At 38.0% G+C, this 17,352-nt stretch carries 15 protein-coding genes and 1 riboswitch; of the genes, 7 read left to right on the forward strand and 8 right to left on the reverse strand.

Going from position 1 to position 17,352, the window contains the following annotated elements; genetic code table 11:
• The first annotated feature begins 25 nt into the window (after positions 1-25).
• Positions 26-406 (forward strand): VOC family protein, encoded by a 381-nt coding sequence (locus BTOYO_RS12180; RefSeq protein ID WP_000609842.1) that lies wholly within the window; start codon positions 26-28, stop codon positions 404-406.
• A 40-nt stretch (positions 407-446) separates the two neighbouring features.
• On the opposite strand, the gene BTOYO_RS12185 is transcribed toward BTOYO_RS12180, so the two are convergent.
• A complete protein-coding gene (locus BTOYO_RS12185) occupies positions 447-2,447 on the reverse strand; it encodes a YhgE/Pip domain-containing protein (RefSeq protein WP_000676370.1) in 2,001 nt (666 codons plus the stop codon).
• 135 nt (positions 2,448-2,582) lie between these two features.
• Here BTOYO_RS12185 and BTOYO_RS12190 point away from each other — a divergent pair, with 135 nt between their 5' ends.
• Positions 2,583-3,467: a LysR family transcriptional regulator gene (locus BTOYO_RS12190; RefSeq protein WP_000421931.1), complete on the forward strand. Its 885-nt coding sequence runs from the start codon at positions 2,583-2,585 to the stop codon at positions 3,465-3,467.
• 109 nt (positions 3,468-3,576) lie between these two features.
• Here BTOYO_RS12190 and BTOYO_RS12195 read toward each other — a convergent pair whose 3' ends face one another.
• Together BTOYO_RS12195 and BTOYO_RS12200 are read right to left on the reverse strand one after the other, a co-directional pair.
• Positions 3,577-4,662, reverse strand: a complete 1,086-nt coding sequence (locus BTOYO_RS12195) for a hypothetical protein (RefSeq protein WP_001231685.1) — start codon at positions 4,660-4,662, stop codon at positions 3,577-3,579.
• A 90-nt stretch (positions 4,663-4,752) separates the two neighbouring features.
• A complete protein-coding gene (locus tag BTOYO_RS12200) occupies positions 4,753-4,923 on the reverse strand; it encodes an adhesin (protein WP_131710459.1) in 171 nt (56 codons plus the stop codon).
• Positions 4,924-5,155: 232 nt separating this feature from the next.
• Between BTOYO_RS12200 and cydA the strand changes: the two genes are divergently transcribed.
• Together cydA and BTOYO_RS12210 are read left to right on the forward strand one after the other, a co-directional pair.
• Positions 5,156-6,511, forward strand: a complete 1,356-nt coding sequence (cydA, locus tag BTOYO_RS12205) for a cytochrome ubiquinol oxidase subunit I (RefSeq protein ID WP_000381963.1) — start codon at positions 5,156-5,158, stop codon at positions 6,509-6,511.
• Positions 6,504-7,529 (forward strand): cytochrome d ubiquinol oxidase subunit II, encoded by a 1,026-nt coding sequence (locus BTOYO_RS12210; RefSeq protein ID WP_000544171.1) that lies wholly within the window; start codon positions 6,504-6,506, stop codon positions 7,527-7,529. The genes cydA and BTOYO_RS12210 overlap by 8 nt, the downstream gene beginning before the upstream one ends.
• A gap of 48 nt (positions 7,530-7,577) precedes the next feature.
• On the opposite strand, the gene BTOYO_RS27710 is transcribed toward BTOYO_RS12210, so the two are convergent.
• On the reverse strand, positions 7,578-7,718 hold the full coding sequence (locus BTOYO_RS27710) for a hypothetical protein (protein WP_001214071.1): 141 nt from the start codon (positions 7,716-7,718) through the stop codon (positions 7,578-7,580).
• Between the two features lie 185 nt (positions 7,719-7,903).
• Here BTOYO_RS27710 and BTOYO_RS12215 point away from each other — a divergent pair, with 185 nt between their 5' ends.
• Positions 7,904-9,262 (forward strand): arsenic transporter, encoded by a 1,359-nt coding sequence (locus tag BTOYO_RS12215; RefSeq protein ID WP_000021138.1) that lies wholly within the window; start codon positions 7,904-7,906, stop codon positions 9,260-9,262.
• Between the two features lie 103 nt (positions 9,263-9,365).
• Here BTOYO_RS12215 and thiC read toward each other — a convergent pair whose 3' ends face one another.
• Together thiC and lldP are read right to left on the reverse strand one after the other, a co-directional pair.
• Positions 9,366-11,126: a phosphomethylpyrimidine synthase ThiC gene (gene thiC, locus BTOYO_RS12220; RefSeq protein WP_000814456.1), complete on the reverse strand. Its 1,761-nt coding sequence runs from the start codon at positions 11,124-11,126 to the stop codon at positions 9,366-9,368.
• A gap of 113 nt (positions 11,127-11,239) precedes the next feature.
• Positions 11,240-11,355: riboswitch (TPP riboswitch) on the reverse strand.
• 71 nt (positions 11,356-11,426) lie between these two features.
• Complete coding sequence (gene lldP / locus BTOYO_RS12225; RefSeq protein WP_001099311.1) at positions 11,427-13,085, reverse strand: L-lactate permease; 1,659 nt, start codon at positions 13,083-13,085, stop codon at positions 11,427-11,429.
• A gap of 296 nt (positions 13,086-13,381) precedes the next feature.
• Between lldP and BTOYO_RS12230 the strand changes: the two genes are divergently transcribed.
• Positions 13,382-13,699 (forward strand): magnetosome magnetite crystal formation protein family, encoded by a 318-nt coding sequence (locus BTOYO_RS12230; RefSeq protein WP_001014094.1) that lies wholly within the window; start codon positions 13,382-13,384, stop codon positions 13,697-13,699.
• Positions 13,700-13,813: 114 nt separating this feature from the next.
• Here the strand turns inward: BTOYO_RS12230 and BTOYO_RS12235 are convergent, their stop codons facing one another.
• Both BTOYO_RS12235 and BTOYO_RS12240 read right to left on the reverse strand, forming a co-directional pair.
• Positions 13,814-14,305, reverse strand: a complete 492-nt coding sequence (locus BTOYO_RS12235) for a metal-binding protein (RefSeq protein WP_001139015.1) — start codon at positions 14,303-14,305, stop codon at positions 13,814-13,816.
• A gap of 50 nt (positions 14,306-14,355) precedes the next feature.
• The gene (locus tag BTOYO_RS12240) at positions 14,356-14,721 is read right to left on the reverse strand and encodes a YkvA family protein (protein WP_000810376.1); all 366 of its coding nucleotides are present in this window, start codon (positions 14,719-14,721) and stop codon (positions 14,356-14,358) included.
• A 548-nt stretch (positions 14,722-15,269) separates the two neighbouring features.
• Between BTOYO_RS12240 and BTOYO_RS12245 the strand changes: the two genes are divergently transcribed.
• A complete protein-coding gene (locus BTOYO_RS12245) occupies positions 15,270-17,198 on the forward strand; it encodes an LTA synthase family protein (protein ID WP_000665340.1) in 1,929 nt (642 codons plus the stop codon).
• Positions 17,199-17,352 lie beyond the last annotated feature (154 nt).

A 17,352-nucleotide genomic window follows, 5' to 3' on the forward strand; every position in this document is an offset into this window, starting at 1 on the left:
CAAGAAAAGAAAGTAGGATACACCTATGATTAATCAAATTGGACAAATTATGTTATATGTAAATAATCAAGATGAAGCCGTACAATTTTGGACTGAGACAGTAGGATTCCAAATTATTGCGGAAGAAAATAACGGAAAAGGATTCCGCTGGATTGAAATTGCACCGGCGAAAGAAGCAGGAACAAGCATCGTCCTTCACGATAAAGCGTTAATCGCGAAGATGCAACCTGAACTAAATCTTAATACACCTTCACTTATGTTCTTCTCAAATAACTTAGACCGTCTATATAAAGACCTTTCTGAGAAAAATGTCACAGTTGGACAAGTTGTAAATTTACCTACTGGTAAAGCATTTAATTTTGCTGATAATGAAAATAATTACTTTGCGGTAATGGAACGAAAATAAAAAAGAAGCTATCCGAAAAAATCGGATAGCTTCTTTCATTTTAAGAAACTTGTTCTGTATTCGTTTCTCTATGCTGTATATGACTCGTAATCCAAGCAATTCCACCAGCAACAACGAGGTAACATAACAATATTAAAATTTGCATTCGTAATTGCGACCAATCCCCTAAAGAAATAACATCTTGTAATCCTCTAAGAGAATGTGACATTGGAAGAAACTGTCCGATTTTGCTAAGAACAGCTACGTTTAATTCTCCTGGGAAAGTCCCCCCACTCGTCGCTAATTGCAAGACGAGAAGTGTTACTGCCGCGAATTTCCCAACAAGACCAAATACCGTTACTAACATAAGAATAAACGTCATGAACGTAAAGGAAATAACAATACTTGATAAAACAAAGAGCGGTACACTTGCAACTTCTAATTTCATGGCTCCTAGCACAACAACATCTACAAGTAGCGCTTGAATGAGCCCAATTAAATATACTAATCCTAGTTTATTAATAAAGTGTACCGTTCCACTTACCTTCATATTTTGTCTACGGCCAAGCGGTAAAATATTTGATGCCATAATTCCGCCGACATAAAATGCAAGTGATAAGAAATATGGTGCAATACCTGAACCGTAGTTAGGTACGTCAGAAACTGTTGACTTCACTAATTGAACTGGCTCCGAGAACATCGTATTGCGTGCATCATCATTGCGAACATCCGCTATCTTCTCTGCGCCCTCTCCTAATTTCATAGCAAGTTCTTTCGCACCGTCGTCAAGTTTAACAAGGCCATTCACTAACTTGCCAGCGCCATTATTCAGCTCTGTTCCACCACTCGCAAGCTGATTTACACCTTCTTGTAATGATGTAAATCCATTGCCCCACTTCGTAAATCCATCAGCTAGATTTGCCGCACCATCTGCTATCTTTTTCGTTCCAGCAGTAGCTTCATTTAACTTAACTCCGAATGTATTCATGCCTTCTTCAACTTTACGCTGACCGTCAGCAAGCTTCTTCGCGCCTTGTGTCAATTGTTGTTGGCCATTATTTAAAGTATTTGTTGCTTTAGCTAACCCATTAGAAGTAGCAACGATTTTTTGAAAAGCAGGATCTTGCTGTGCTTCTGGATGACTTTTCATGTACTCCTCTAATTGCTTCTTCACACTACTTGCCGCATCATCCGCTTTCACTTGTCCCTCAGCAAGTTTCTCGCTTCCGTTCACCCATTCATTTGTACCAACACTTAATTCACTAACTCCTGATTGTAAAGTTCCTTCACCTTGCGCTAGTAATTCCAAACCACTATGAAGTGATGTCGCTCCTTGACTTAGCTCATTTGCTCCCCCGGTTAAAGCAGATTGACTGGATGCAAGCTTGTCACTTCCCTCTTTCAATTTCGATGTCCCGTCACTTAAACGATCAATACCATCCGCAAGCCGATTTGCTCCATTTTTTGCATCGGTCGTTCCTTCATGTAACTTCTCAGCCCCATTACTTGCATCACTCAATCCTTGTGCCAAATCTTGAAACTTTGAAAAGACACCTTCTGTATAAGATTTCGTAATACTGTTTGAGATTTTTGTTTTCATATTTTCCACAGCTGTCGTTCCAATTTGAGCTGCTACAAAGTTTTTACCTGGATTTACTTTGTAATGCAATTGTGCCGGTTCTGGTTTCTCATCCATAAGTGTACTTACTTTTTTAGAGAAATCTTCCGGAATCGTAACAACCATATAATACTTATCTTCTTTTAACCCTTCATCAGCATTTTTTTCTGATACGAAATGAAAAGCCAGTTCCTTATTCTCTTTTAAATTTTTAACAAAGTCGTCTCCTGCATGAATTGTTTTTTCATCCATTGCAGCACCTTTATCTAAATTCACAACTGCAACAGGTAATTTATCTAATCGTCCGTATGGATCCCAATATCCAGCTAAAAAGAATCCCGAATAAATTAAAGGAACGATTAACAAAAAAATTAAAGCGATACGTCCATGTTTATGGTGCCACATCGCTTTCCAATCTTTAAATACAAGTTGAATTCCCTTCATGAAACATACTCCTTCTCCGAATTTAACACCATTAGAATGGTTTAACAGATTTACTATACACGTCCATTTTCATACTGTATAATACATCTTTAATTATCAATCCATTCCTTTTGGTCTATAGAAAGGAGAGTCAAAATGGAACTTCTTCAACTAAAATACTTTCAAACAGTTGCACGATTAGAACATATGACAAAAGCCGCTGAAGAATTGCATATCGCACAGCCTTCGCTCAGCAAAACAATTGCTAGACTAGAAAAAGACTTAGGCGTCCCGTTATTTGATCGCCAAGGTCGACAAATTACATTAAACTCTTTCGGGAAAGTATTCTTAAAACGAGTAGAGCGCATTTTTCATGAATTAAGTGAAGGCGAACGAGAAATTAAAGATTTAGCTAACTTACAACAAAGCTCTATTACGCTGGCCGTTTCTATTCCAAGAATATTACCAGAACTACTCGGTTCTTTTTTACTAGAACATCCTAACGTTCGGTTCCAACAATTTCTCGCATCTACTCCTTCTATGAAACGACAACTAGATAATATAGAAATTGACTTTTGCATTTCTTCTGTGCCAATTGAAGGCGAGGAGATTATTTGGGAACCACTTATTACAGAAGAAATTTTCTTAGTCGTCCCTTCAGGCCACCGTTTATCAGGACGTGAAAATATCTATCTTCATGAAGTAAAGAACGAACCGTTTATTAGTATGAACACTGGTTATGGATTTCGACACTTAACAGATGAATTTTGTAAAGAAGCTGGCTTCACTCCACATATCGCTTTTGAAGTAGATGAACCAACCGTGATTAGCGACCTTATTAAGCAAGGTCTCGGCATCGCTTTTGTACCAAGTTTAACTTTATTAAAAAACTCTACTTTAGCATTAAATAAATTACGTATTATTGAACCGAATTGCGAGCGAACCATCGGCTTAAGTTGGTCGAAGAAACGCTATCTATCAAAAACTGCCCAGCAATTCCGTGAATTCGTGATTGACTACTTCTCCAATATTAGGTCATAAAATTATATCGATCATAACTTCAAATATATCGACGTTTCGCCAAGAAATATTGATTTATCAACAAATAACGACACAAATAGAAGGTGCCACCCCCATAGGGTGGCACCTTCTATTTCTTACTCTTCTCTAATTCCATTTCAGCTAAAAGTGGTAGTACATTATCAAAAATATGCGTATTATTATTTTCGCCTGTTACGTACCCACCGTAATATCTACTAAATACATTATCATTTCGGAATGTGGCCATATGTTCATACAATTCCGTCGCAAACTTTGTATCACCTGTTTGTAGTACGTACAAAATCGTTAATCCGTAAGCAGCTGGTGATTCATAATCCACAGTTTGTTTTCCCGTTTCTAAATTATAACGGCCGTATAACTTTCCGTCCTTCTGGAACTTCTTCTTTATGAATTCCAAATAAGCATCTGATGAAAGCCCCCCTAAACTACGATGATATGCAACGTATGATTGGTCAATAAGATTCACTTCTTTATCGTACGTAAATGTACCATCTTCCTTATACTCTTTCGGGAATACCCAGCCATGCCTTGGATAATTCGCTAGAAATTGAACCACTTCTTGATACTGCTCAGCAGAAACTTTTCCATACTTTTTCATGTACGAGAATGCATGCGGATTTATGTATGATGTTGTTGCAAAACCACTTTGCTTCCCTGCATCCGCGTCATAATAATCAACGTAATAATTATCTTTCTTATTGTAACGAAGTACAGCATCACTCAATTGATCTGCAAGGTTTTTATAACGATCTTCCTTATACATTTCATAAGCACGATATAATTGTTCTATAATACGAAGATCATCTATAAGTGCATTTGTAGCTGACTGCATTTCTCCCTTTTCAGAGACTTTCCATAAAACGATACGATCCTTATGTACAAAGTTATTTTGAACGACCTTTACTTGTTCATCAAATAACGCTTGATCATCTTTATCCAATGTATATTGTAGCCATAGCCCTGCCGATTCTGATAAAGCTTCACGGCCTTTCGCTTCCCCAGTACCTGCCTTTGTATCTTCTAAACGGTAGGTGGCAAGTGTCCCATTTTCATTCACCATATGTCTTAAAATAAAATGTTCCGTACGGTTTCCTTGTAAGGCTGACCAAAATACAATTCCACCTAAGGCGATTAAGAGAATAACTCCAATCCCTATATATAAACGTTTCCGCAATCTTTTCACCTCCCTAATAAGGCTAACCTTAATTTTACCAGAACATACGTAAATTAAAAAAGACAATCTATTAGATTGTCTCCCGCATTTCTACCCCTCACAAACCTCTTTAGAAGGTCTATATAGTGATTCCACAAGTCGGTCATATTCACGACGTGTAATTTCTTTATTATACAACTTCAATAATAAATCTCTATGCTCTTTTGAAAACGCCATCTTTTTAATGACTTCAGGATACATAAAACACCCTCTCCATTTCACATAAACTTCTCCAACCACAAAATGGAACTTATGTTCGCATAAAAGATTATAAAATATTCCTAGATAAAAAACAAACAAAATATTATTAAACGTTAATTTCTTTCTATTTATAATATTCGAACATCACATTACCATATTCACTTTTTAAATACATATATATTTTTGGCAGTTTATTGAATAAATCTTCCAATTCAATCAGAAAATAATGGCAAAAAAGAAGAGGAGTATATATATGGATACCGTAACATTAGCAAGAGCGTTTTTTGGTTCTTCATTAGCATTCCACATTATCTTTGCAACACTTGGAGTCGGGCTATCTTTGATGATTTTTATAAGTGAGATACTCTATCACTGGAAGAAAGATTCCGACTATGCCATTATGGCAAAAAGATGGACAAAGGCTTTTGCTATTCTTCTCGGTGTAGCAATTCCAACTGGAACAATTGTTGGTGTACAAATCTCACTTCTTTGGCCTGGTTTCGCCAAAATTGTTGGGCAAGTTATTTCTGTTCCCTTTCAAATTGAAATTTTCGCCTTCTTTTTAGAAGCTTTATTCATGTCTATTTATGTATATGCGGCTGATAAATTACCTCCATTCATGAGATTAATCTCACTCTTTTTCGTCATGATTGGTGCCACGGCATCCGCCGTGCTTATTACATCAGCAAATACATGGATGAATACACCCGCAGGCTTTTCCATGGGGCCAGATGGATCGGTTTTTAACGTTGATCCGTGGAAAGCTTTCTTTAATCCGAGCTTTGGCACAAGCGCATTCCACGTCGTTATTACAGCCTATGCGACTGGAGCAGCCGTCATTGCCTCTATCGCTGGATTTAAATTATTAAAGAAGAATGTAAGTGAGCGTGAAGTGGCTTATCATAAAAAGGGACTACTGTTAGGACTCGTCGTGACATTTATTACAGGTGCTACGATGTGGCTTTCGGGGCACGAATCAGCAATCGCCTTACATAAGCATTCACCTGAAAAACTTGCATCTGCTGAAGCTTTATTTGAAACGACATCACATGCTCCCTTATCAATTGGCGGGGTTGTGGATCCTAACACACTTGAACTAAACTATGCGCTGGAAATTCCGAACATGCTTAGCCTTTTAGTGGGACTAGACCCTAGCACCGTCGTAAAAGGTTTAAAGGAATTCCCACAAGAAACATGGCCACCATTTTACACACATACGCTGTTCAACTTAATGGTCGGCACCGCTGCCTTTACCTTTGCAGTTGCAGCAATCGCTCTCTTATATTGGTACTTCGTTTACCGAAAAAAAGGAACCGAGTTACCGAAGTGGCTTCTTTTGGGAGCTGCCGCATGTGGACCAGTTATGATGCTCGGTATTGAATTCGGATGGATTTTCAGCTGTAGCGGTCGTCAGCCGTGGACAATTTATGGTATGCAGCGTACAGTCGATGCTTCTACACGCGCTGATTTCGTCGGTCCTTTATTTATTCTATTCATTATTTTATATATCGGACTCGGTATTTTAACAGTCTTTGTACTACGGACATTCTTTAAGAGACATCCGCTAAAGAATGATTTACATCACCAAGGAGGCGATTCTCGTGCATGAGGAAAGCATTGCAATCATCATCTTATGGGCTCTTATTTTCGTATACAGTATATTAGGGTCCATTGATTTTGGAGCGGGTTTTTGGGGCATGGTATATGCGAAACATCCAACACTTGCTGCCAAGCTTGCCAATCGATACTTATCACCAACTTGGGAAGTAACAAATACGTTTCTTGTCTTTGTCGTTGTCGCTTTCCTTGGTTTCTTTCCGAAAGCAGCCTTTACCCTTGCAACCGTTATGTTCGTACCAGTCATGCTAATTCTAGTACTCGTTGCAATTCGTAGTACATTTATGGTATTTGCTTACTCTCTGCCGAAGTACCAACATCTTCTTCGGATTATTTCAGGTATTACAGGGCTCTTAATTCCAGCCCTATTAATTACCGTTTTACCTGTTACAGAGGGTGCCTACATTACAATGGCTGAAGGAAAAGAAGTACTCCTTTACGGAAAACTTCTTTCTAGTCCTGTTATTTATTGTTATATGCTATTCGGACTAACTTCGGAACTGTTTCTATCTTCTCTCTTTCTCGCGGATTTTGCGAGAGAGCAAGGTTCAGAAGATGCATATAGAATTTATAGAAGAAATGCCATCATACTTGGTCCTGCAACGCTCGTTACGGCAATTATAGCTCTCGTTGTAATGGACCCACAAACACACTGGCTAATGCAAGGATTAATAAAGCAATTCCCATGGTTTACAGTCTCTATCATTTTATTTGTTATCGGCTATTCCTCCCTTTGGTGGACAAATAAGAAATATAGCACACTAGGGTTTCCTCGCATTGCAGTTTTAGCTGTCGTCGCTCAATATGCATTTGCAAGCTACGCTTACGGCGTCGCTCATTTACCGTATATCATTTACCCGGACGTAACTGTATTTACAAGCTTTACAACGGTCGAAACATTCTATGCGCTTCTTATCCTCTACGCAATCGGGATTGCAATTTTACTACCCGGATTCATTTTCTTCTGGAATTTATTCTTGAAGGATCGAACTTTTTTGAAGGAAAAATAACAAAGTGAAACTTTAATCAGTAAGGGTTTTGTTCATCCCCACTGATTATTAACCTTCACCAATCAGGCGTTTACGGGCAGCAGGACTTCCACCTAACTTCTTTGCTCCAGCCGAATTTTGAGGTAGGAGTCTTACTGCCCACAAATAGCGGAATAAATGAGGGGCATTCGTACATAGAATGCCCCTCATTTATTAGACTCCTCTCCTAATAGTTATTTCACTAGTATGTATACTTGTCCTATAGCTTGAAAAACACATATTCACTTTCTTCTATTATACGTCTAGTTCCTCTTATTCTTTTTCGAATATACTACCAATACAGACCTTGAGACAAGCTACATTGATTCAAGGAAAAATAGAAAGGTAGGTAAAATATGAGCATTGAGATATGGATTACTATTATTGTATTCTTCTTAACGATGATTGTTATCTTTTGGCGACCTCGTGGCTTAAATGAGGCATGGCCAGCAGCAATTGGCGCTGGTATTATCCTCATTACTGGACTTGTCTCAAGGCCAGATGTCATAGACATTATAAGTAAAATCGGAGGCGCTTCCATAACGATATTGGCGACCATCGTTATGGCAGTTATATTAGAAAGCTTCGGCTTCTTCCATTGGGCTGCAGCAAAACTCGCAAATTTAGCGAAAGGTTCTGGACGCCGCCTATACTGGTATATTCAATTACTATGCTTTCTTATGACTCTTTTATTTAATAATGACGGTAGTATTTTGATTACAACCCCAATTCTAATCCTTCTTCTGAAAAATCTTCAATTAAAGCCTCATCAACAAATTCCTTATTTATTAAGCGGTGCTTTAATCGCCACTGCTTCTAGTGCACCAATCGGTGTAAGTAATATCGTAAACTTAATCGCATTAAATATCGTTAATATGACTCTTTATATGCATACTGCTATGATGTTTGTACCTGCAACATTAGGATTATTGTTTATGTCATGGCTCATGTACACTGTTTTAAAGAAAAAATTACCAGAGAAATTACCGGTTTCTTCATATGATATTGAAGAAATTTTCTTCACGAAAAACTTCCATCCGTTAAAAGGAAACAATTCTGTTGATACGAAACAAAAACGTACAAAATTCATGTTAAAAGTATTAGGTTTTGTCTTCCTTATGCGCTGTCTTCTGTTCGTTGCATCCTTCTTATCTATCCCAATCGAAATCGTTGCAGTGCTAGGTTCCCTCGTTCTTCTTATCTGGAGATGGTACTACTTACGAACAAACCCTGTCGATATTTTAAAAAAGACACCGTGGCACATTTTAATCTTCGCCTTCTCTATGTACGTCATTATTTACGGGCTTCACAACGCAGGATTAACAGCCGCACTTGTGCAATGGCTCGAGCCACTTGTAAGTCAGCATTTACTCTATGCTAGCTTTGCAATGGGCGGACTTGTATCCATCCTCTCTAACGTCTTCAATAACCACCCTGCCCTTATGATTGGTACAATCACATTAACAGAAATGGGGCTAGATCCAGTCACATTAAAAACAATCTACCTCGCAAACATTATTGGTAGTGACATCGGTTCACTATTATTACCAATCGGTACACTAGCTTCCCTCATCTGGATGTATATTCTGAAACAAAACAAAATTAAAGTAAAATGGAAAGATTATTTAAGCGTATCTCTCATCGTTATTCCTCTCACAACAGTCGTCACATTATTCCTCTTATACTACTGGGTACACCTCTTCTTTGCCTTATAAAGAAAACAGAAGCCCCCTTTGCTACCGTCTTAGCAAAGGGGGCTTTTTCTATAATTAAGTTAGGTACTACAGTGTGATCAATCAAGTAAAGAGGTGTAACGTGTTATTGGTATAAATGACTACCAGTATCTTTAAATTCTTTCGCCTTCTCTTTCATTCCTTTTTCAATTGCTTCTGTCGTTTCTAAGTCATTTTCTTTCGCATATTCACGAATATCATGTGAAATTCTCATACTACAAAACTTCGGTCCACACATTGAACAAAAATGAGCTGTTTTCGCTCCTTCTGCTGGTAACGTTTCATCGTGATACTCCATCGCACGTTCAGGATCTAAAGACAAATTAAATTGATCGCGCCAACGAAATTCGAAACGTGCTTTTGAAAGTGCGTCATCACGCTGATGAGCCGTTTTATGCCCTTTCGCAAGATCAGCCGCATGTGCTGCAATTTTATACGTAATAACCCCTTCTCGAACATCATCTTTATTTGGTAAACCTAAATGTTCTTTCGGCGTTACATAACAAAGCATCGCCGTTCCAAACCAGCCGATCATTGCTGCTCCAATTGCGGATGTAATATGGTCATATCCTGGTGCAATATCTGTCGTTAGCGGCCCAAGTGTATAAAATGGCGCGCCCTGACAAATATCAAGTTCTTTCTCCATATTTTCTTTAATTAAGTGCATCGGTACATGTCCAGGTCCTTCAATCATAACTTGCACATCATGTTTCCAAGCGATTTTCGTCAATTCACCAAGCGTTTCAAGCTCCGAGAACTGCGCTTCGTCATTTGCATCTGCAATCGAACCTGGACGTAATCCATCTCCAAGCGAGAATGAAACATCGTACTGCTTCATAATTTCACAAATCTCTTCAAAATGAGTATATAGGAAGTTTTCTTTATGATGGAATAAACACCACTGCGCCATAATCGAACCACCGCGTGAAACGATACCTGTCGTACGTTTTGCAGTAATTGGAATGTAACGAAGTAATACACCAGCGTGAATCGTAAAGTAATCAACGCCTTGCTCCGCTTGCTCAATTAACGTATCACGGTACACTTCCCACGTTAAATCTTCTGCAATTCCGTTTACTTTCTCAAGCGCTTGATAAATGGGCACAGTTCCAACCGGTACAGGAGCATTACGAATAATCCATTCGCGCGTCGTATGAATATTTTTACCTGTAGATAAATCCATAATCGTATCTGCACCCCAGCGCGTTGCCCATGTCATCTTCTCTACTTCTTCTGCAATAGAAGAAGATACAGCAGAGTTTCCGATATTTGCATTTACCTTCACATGAAAGTTACGTCCGATAATCATCGGTTCTGCTTCCGGATGGTTAATATTCGCTGGTAAAATCGCACGACCTTCTGCAATTTCCTTACGAACAAACTCAGGCTCCACTCCTTCACGAATCGCAACATACTCCATCTCAGACGTAATAATGCCATTACGCGCATAGTGCATTTGCGTAACATTTGCACCTTCCTTCGCTCTAAGCGGCTTACGATCCATTTGCGGGAAAACAGGTGTATGTTTCGAAGCCACTTTCACACCGTCATCCTCTGGTTTTACTTCACGCCCTTCGTATGCCTCTACATCCCCGCGCTCCATGACCCAAGAATGACGCGGCGTTGGAATCCCCTTTTCCAGCTCCACTTTATAGGCCGGATCCGTATAAGGACCACTCGTATCATACACACGGATGGGCGGATTTTGGACACCATTCGTATCGCTTTGTGCAATCTCACGCATCGGTACTTTCATACCTTCCCGTGGTCCATCTACATACACTTTCTTACTTCCTGGTAAACTCGATTTCAATTCAATTTGTTCAGCTGAAACAGATTGTTTCATAACCTTTGTTGCCCCCCTGTACGTGACAAGGACGAGATATGGCCAGCGTATGCCAAAACAAAAAGAGCCAGGTCCATAAAAAAATAAGGACCTGGCTCATAAAAGACATCATTATGTAAAGCCGCTAACTTCCCTACGCTGGTACGAGCCAGATCAGGTCCAAAGGGTTAAGAAGTTCACGCGCTTCTCTCTCAGCCTACGCATACGTTAGGCACCCCTAGTTTATCACTGATTTAATTTTCAATACTTTCTCATCATACACGATAATCTGAAAAATGAAAAGTTTATTTCTTTTATTGTTTATGGAATCATCCACGTTAAATAATATGCCTGTACATACGTCATAATACCAACGATAATAACGAAGAACAAACTATGCTTCACTGTAAAACGGAACAAATCCGACTCTTTTCCGGCAAGTCCAACTGCAGCACAAGCAATTGCAATCGATTGCGGAGAAATCATCTTACCTGTTACACCACCTGTTGTATTTGCCGCAACGAGAAGTACTTCAGATACGCCAACTTGCTGCGCCGTAATTGCTTGTAAATTCGAGAACAGTGCGTTCGCAGACGTATCGGATCCTGTTAAGAATACACCAATCCAACCTAGGAATGGTGAGAAGAAAGGGAATAGTCCGCCAGTTCCTGCTAGCGCTAGCGCTAATGTAGAAGATAGACCAGAATAGTTTGCGATAAATGCGAATCCTAATACGAATCCGATAGATAGAATTGGCATCTTAAGTTCGTTTAACGTTTCTTTAAATGTCGCTACTGCATCTTTTGCACTCATTTTCAAAATAAAGATAGAAATAATACAAGCAATTAAAATTGCCGTTCCAGTCGCTGATAAAACATCTAATTTCAAAATTGCTTCATAAGGCGTTGGTTTATTTACTATCGGCTCTGCTTTCATTACTAAATTGTGTAAGCCTGGAACTTCAAACTTAAATACAAGACTTTCTAAAGCGCCTCCTGGAGCAAATAAAGATTTAAAGAAGCTTTGGCTCCAAACAACTACCATAACCGTTAAAATAATGAACGGAGACCATGCTTTCACTACTTTTCCTATTGTGAGTTTTGGCATAGATGTCGTCGTTGTTGCCGCTACTTCACTATTTGCTTGTTTAGATTGATAGATTTCTTTCGGCTGCCAAACTTTTAAGAACAGCGCTAAACTCACTAAACTTACAAGTGCTGACGTAATATCCGGAAGCTCCGGCCCTAGAAACGTTGCTGTAATAAACTGTGTAATTGCAAATGAACTACCTGCTACAAGTAACGCAGGCCACGTTTGTTTTACCCCTTTAAACCCATCCATTAAAAATACGATGAAGAACGGAACAAATAATGATAGAAACGGTAACTGATGTCCAGCCATTTGTCCGATTTTATGTGGATCAATACCCGTTACTTGTCCAGCAACTGTAATCGGAATTCCCATCGCTCCGAATGCTACCGGTGCAGTATTTGCGATTAAACAAAGACCAGCCGCATATAAAGGATTTAATCCGAGACCTGCTAGAAGCGCTGCCGTGATTGCTACTGGTGCACCGAATCCCGCAGCCCCTTCTAAAAATGCTCCGAATGAAAAACCAATTAAAATAACGAGTAAACGGTGATCATTTGTAATAGATAATACAGATGCACGAATGACATCGAATTGACCTGTTTTTACGGAAATTTTATACAAAAATACCGACATAATGATAATCCAAGCAATTGGCCATAGTCCGTATAAAAAACCGTATCCGGTTGCTGCCATCGCCATCGTAAACGGCATTTTATAAGCGAATAACGCTACTAAAATTGTAAGTACAACTGTAATAAACCCTGCCACATACCCCTTCATGCGGAAAACTGCTAAAGCTAAGAAAAAAAAGATGATTGGAATAAGTGCGACTGCTGCCGAAATCCAAATGTTACCGAACGGATCATAAACTTGTGTCCATGTGTTCATTGTTCTCTCCCCCTAAAGAATCCCCTTTTAAATAGAATAACCTCATCAATAGACTATCAGGTCATCATACCTTTAAGTCTAAAAATAAAAAACGTTCAAGAAAACGTTTTCATCTAATCCCATTTATACTTTATCACAGCGTTTTCCATAAAAAAAGATTTTTTTGAAAATTTTATTATTTAAAGAAAAAATCTTACAAAATCGTCACGTTCTTGTAATGTTCATCGATAGTAAGCTTGTAAAAATTACTGCATAATAATAGTATAACAACGGAAATTATTTATGAGGTGATATATATGAATGGAAACAAAATACTAGCTGCTTTATCATACTTTAGTGTACTATTTGCCCCTATCTTATTCCCAATCATCGTTTGGATTGTGGGGGATGCTGAAACAAAGCCACATGCAAAACGTGCTCTATGGACACATATCATTCCAAGTATCGCTACATTTATCGGCGTAGCCATTTTAGGAATTATGGGTATCGGATCGGACCAACCAGATGTAACACTTGGAATTGGAGCAATGATTGTCTTAGCTATTTGCGGAATCATCAGCTTATACTACTTCATCTGGAACATTGTAAAAGGAATTAAAGTGCTGAAAGCTTAATTTTAAACAAACGTTTGTTTAAAAAAAGGACACTTGCAATTTGCAAGTGTCCTTTTCCCGATTAGTGTGAGCTAATAATTAGCGGGGGGTGCCCCTACCGATTACAGTTTCACTTTATCTTCTTCGTTTCTTCTTTTTTCTCATCATTTTCTTTCGGCGCGTATTCGTTTTATCCGCTATAATGTGAAGCGTGCTCGCCACAACAATTCCCATTAGGAACGTTTTAATTTCCACCTCATGTTTTTTCGCAATTTCTATTAAGTTCCCGTCCAGTGCTATTACATTTAATAGAAATAAAAACGGAGAAAATACGATTAACATGTACGCAATACGAATTACATCACCAAGTATAATCGTATGTGTAAGAAAGGAACGATGTGGCATTACTTTCTTATACGGATACCAAAATATACGCAGGAATCCCCATTTATTATACGCATTACTGTACGTATCTAAATCAGGTGTTAAAAATGAAGTACCTACTAAAAAGCCAATTGCAAAAGTTAATAAAAAATCAAAATTTGTTAATCCATACGAAAAGAGCAGAAACAAAACAACCGGAAGGGATATTAAGTTTATTTTCGTATGCGTTTTTCCTGATGGCATAATGCACTTCCTCGCTTACGTTCGCCCTGTCACTCTATGACAGTTCTCACCTATTGATCTAATTTCTGATCGATAAATGATGTGTCTATATCCGAACCAAACCATTCTGCCAACTTCACTCGTGCCTTATCTTTCACATCTTCATTGACATATAATGACGCCTGTATTAGTGCCGCCGTTAATGCCCCTAAATCGTCCGTATAACCAACTCCAGCAATGAAATCTGGGATGGCATCAATCGGTGCAATAAAATAAGCAAGTGCTCCAATTACAATAATTTTCACCCGCTTTGGAACATCAGGTCTTTGCAAAACGTAAAACAGTAATAAACTGGCATAAATGACCGACTGTCCGGCTTGCTTTGCAACATGTTTTACTTTTTTCCAAAACGCTTCAACTGAAAATTTTTGTTTCATGTAAAAGCCCCCCTATTTTTCAAAAGAAATAAGCTACAATATATTACCAGTAAAAGTTTATCAAAATTACACATAATCTATCAATGAATTTTTATTTTAACAAACAAACCTAAAAAGAACAAGTGTTCGTTAATTTTCATACCCTTTCCTTCATATAATAGTTTTCTAGACAAACCATTACATATTTCCATTTCTTATTTCTCAACCATGAAAATTTTCACTTTCACTTAACATTCTTCTCTATCTTTGTTATATTTTCTAGTTGACGGACATATAAACGAATGATAAAGTTTTCTCTGGTAGTGACAAAACACATACAAAAAATGTAAAATGTTATAGTGTTTCTCAGAAATGAATTTTGTTGTATAATACAGAAATGACGTTATACTTATGAGCAGCAAAAGAAACCAAAAAAGGGTATGCATAGTTAAAGTCGTATATGGGTGAATATAGAAGCTCTAATTATGGCAAAAGAAACTATGTATTTTTTATTTTAGCATTTTTCGCTCCAAAATCGACCAAGCCTGATAGAGAAAGGGTGGAAATGAATGAAAGAAACCTTGAAATCACAATTTCAAAATGTGCGTTTCACTTTATTCGTAGCTTTAGCCGTATGGCTGAAAACCTACATTATTACACGCACAAGCTTTGATTTAAAACTTGAATCTTTCATGCAAGAATTCATTTTATTCATTAGTCCATTAGCAGCATCATTACTGTTTGTGGGACTTGCATTATTTGCAAAAGGAAAAAAACGTAACTATATAGCACTTGGAATTAATTTTGTTTTAACGTTCATTCTTGTTGGTAACGTAATGTTCTACGGATTCTACAATGACTTCGTTACTTTACCAGTACTAGGGCAAACTTCTAACTTTGGAAGCTTAGGTTCTAGTGTGAAAGAATTATTTAACTACAAAATTATCCTTGCATTTGCGGATATTATCGTATTCTTCATCTTATTGAAGAAGAAGAAAAACTTTGCACCGACAGAGCGTGTAGCACGTCCGATGCGTTCTCTATACTTCGTGTCAACAGTTGCTATTTTCTTCGTAAACCTAGGGTTTGCAGAAGCTGAACGTCCAGAACTATTAACACGTTCATTCGACCGCGTTATGCTTGTTAAAAACTTAGGATTATATGTACACCAAGCATACGATCTTGGCTTACAAGCGAAGTCAAGTTCACAAAAGGCATTTGCCGACGGTAGTAAATTACAAGAAACAGAAAACTATGTGAAAACAACACAAAGTAAACCAGATCCAAATATGTTCGGTACTGCAAAAGGAAAAAACGTAATTGTTGTCTCTCTTGAGTCATTACAAACATTCTTAATTGGCGCAACAGTTAACGGACAAGAAGTTACACCATTCTTAAACCAATTTACGAAAGAAAGTTATTACTTTGATAACTTCTTCCATCAAACTGGGCAAGGTAAAACATCTGATGCTGAATTCTTAGTAGATACTTCTTTATATCCACTAGACCGTGGTGCTGTATTCTTCACACACGGTAACAACGAATACACAGCAACTCCAGAAATTTTACGCCAGCAAGGGTACCACACATCGGTATTCCACGCAAACAACGCAACATTCTGGAACCGTAACATTATGTATCCGGCACTTGGTTATGATCGTTACTACAACGAGCTTGACTACAAGATTACGCCAGAAACAAAATTAAATTGGGGATTAAAAGATATCGAATACTTTGATCAATCTATCGATATGTTAAAAGAAGTGAAGCAACCATTCTACACTCGCTTCCTTACTTTAACGAACCATTACCCATTCACTTATGATGACAACACGAAATTAATCGATGAATATAATTCTGGTGATGGCGTGTTTGACCGTTACATGGTAACTGCTCGCTATTTAGACGAAGCAATGAAACATTTTATTGAGCGTCTAAAAGCAGAAGGCATTTACGACAACTCTGTGATCGTATTCTACGGTGATCACTATGGTATTTCTGAAAACCATAACCGTGCAATGGCACAGTTCTTAGGAAAAGAAGAAATTACTGCATTTGACCATATGAACTTACAAAAAACACCGATGTTTATTCACGTTCCAGGTCAAAAAGAAGGTAAAACAATTTCAAAACCAACTGGTGAAATTGATATTAAACCAACTATTCTAAACTTACTTGGTGTAGATTCTACGAATCAAATTCAATTTGGCCATGACGTATTCTCACCTGATAATAAAGGATTCGTTGTTCTTCGTGACGGTAGCTTCATTACAGATAAGTACATGTACACGAACAGTACATTCTACGACCGTGCTACTGGCGAAGTTGTACAATTACCGAAAGAAGAATCTCAACCACTCATTGATCGTGCCCAAAATGAATTGAACATGTCAGACAAACTCATTGAAGGTGACTTACTTCGCTTCTCTGAAAGTAACAAGATTAAAACTGGTGAAGTAAAAACAGCTATTAAAGAAGAAAAGAAGAGCGCTGAGTAATCTCAGCCTCTTTTTTATTTTCCGCTATCCTTCTTCTCCTATTCATTAACTTTAAAATTACGTAACCTTTACCAAATATTCACACCACATTAATGAAACATCTCTATAATAAAATATGTAAACGAGGTTCTACATATTTCTTATCTCTCATCTT

Origin of the sequence: Bacillus toyonensis BCT-7112 (assembly GCF_000496285.1) — a bacterium.
Taxonomy (GTDB): Bacteria; Bacillota; Bacilli; order Bacillales; family Bacillaceae_G; genus Bacillus_A; species Bacillus_A toyonensis.

What these genes read in the sequence shown, in the direction of transcription:
- BTOYO_RS12180 (WP_000609842.1), top strand. Translation starts at nt 26, where the DNA reads ATGATTAATCAAATTGGACAAATTATGTTATATGTAAATAATCAAGAT.
- BTOYO_RS12185 (WP_000676370.1), bottom strand. Translation starts at nt 2,447, where the DNA reads ATGAAGGGAATTCAACTTGTATTTAAAGATTGGAAAGCGATGTGGCAC.
- BTOYO_RS12190 (WP_000421931.1), top strand. Translation starts at nt 2,583, where the DNA reads ATGGAACTTCTTCAACTAAAATACTTTCAAACAGTTGCACGATTAGAA.
- cydA (WP_000381963.1), top strand. Translation starts at nt 5,156, where the DNA reads ATGGATACCGTAACATTAGCAAGAGCGTTTTTTGGTTCTTCATTAGCA.
- BTOYO_RS27710 (WP_001214071.1), bottom strand. Translation starts at nt 7,718, where the DNA reads ATGAGGGGCATTCTATGTACGAATGCCCCTCATTTATTCCGCTATTTG.
- BTOYO_RS12215 (WP_000021138.1), top strand. Translation starts at nt 7,904, where the DNA reads ATGAGCATTGAGATATGGATTACTATTATTGTATTCTTCTTAACGATG.
- thiC (WP_000814456.1), bottom strand. Translation starts at nt 11,126, where the DNA reads ATGAAACAATCTGTTTCAGCTGAACAAATTGAATTGAAATCGAGTTTA.
- lldP (WP_001099311.1), bottom strand. Translation starts at nt 13,085, where the DNA reads ATGAACACATGGACACAAGTTTATGATCCGTTCGGTAACATTTGGATT.
- BTOYO_RS12230 (WP_001014094.1), top strand. Translation starts at nt 13,382, where the DNA reads ATGAATGGAAACAAAATACTAGCTGCTTTATCATACTTTAGTGTACTA.
- BTOYO_RS12235 (WP_001139015.1), bottom strand. Translation starts at nt 14,305, where the DNA reads ATGCCATCAGGAAAAACGCATACGAAAATAAACTTAATATCCCTTCCG.
- BTOYO_RS12240 (WP_000810376.1), bottom strand. Translation starts at nt 14,721, where the DNA reads ATGAAACAAAAATTTTCAGTTGAAGCGTTTTGGAAAAAAGTAAAACAT.
- BTOYO_RS12245 (WP_000665340.1), top strand. Translation starts at nt 15,270, where the DNA reads ATGAAAGAAACCTTGAAATCACAATTTCAAAATGTGCGTTTCACTTTA.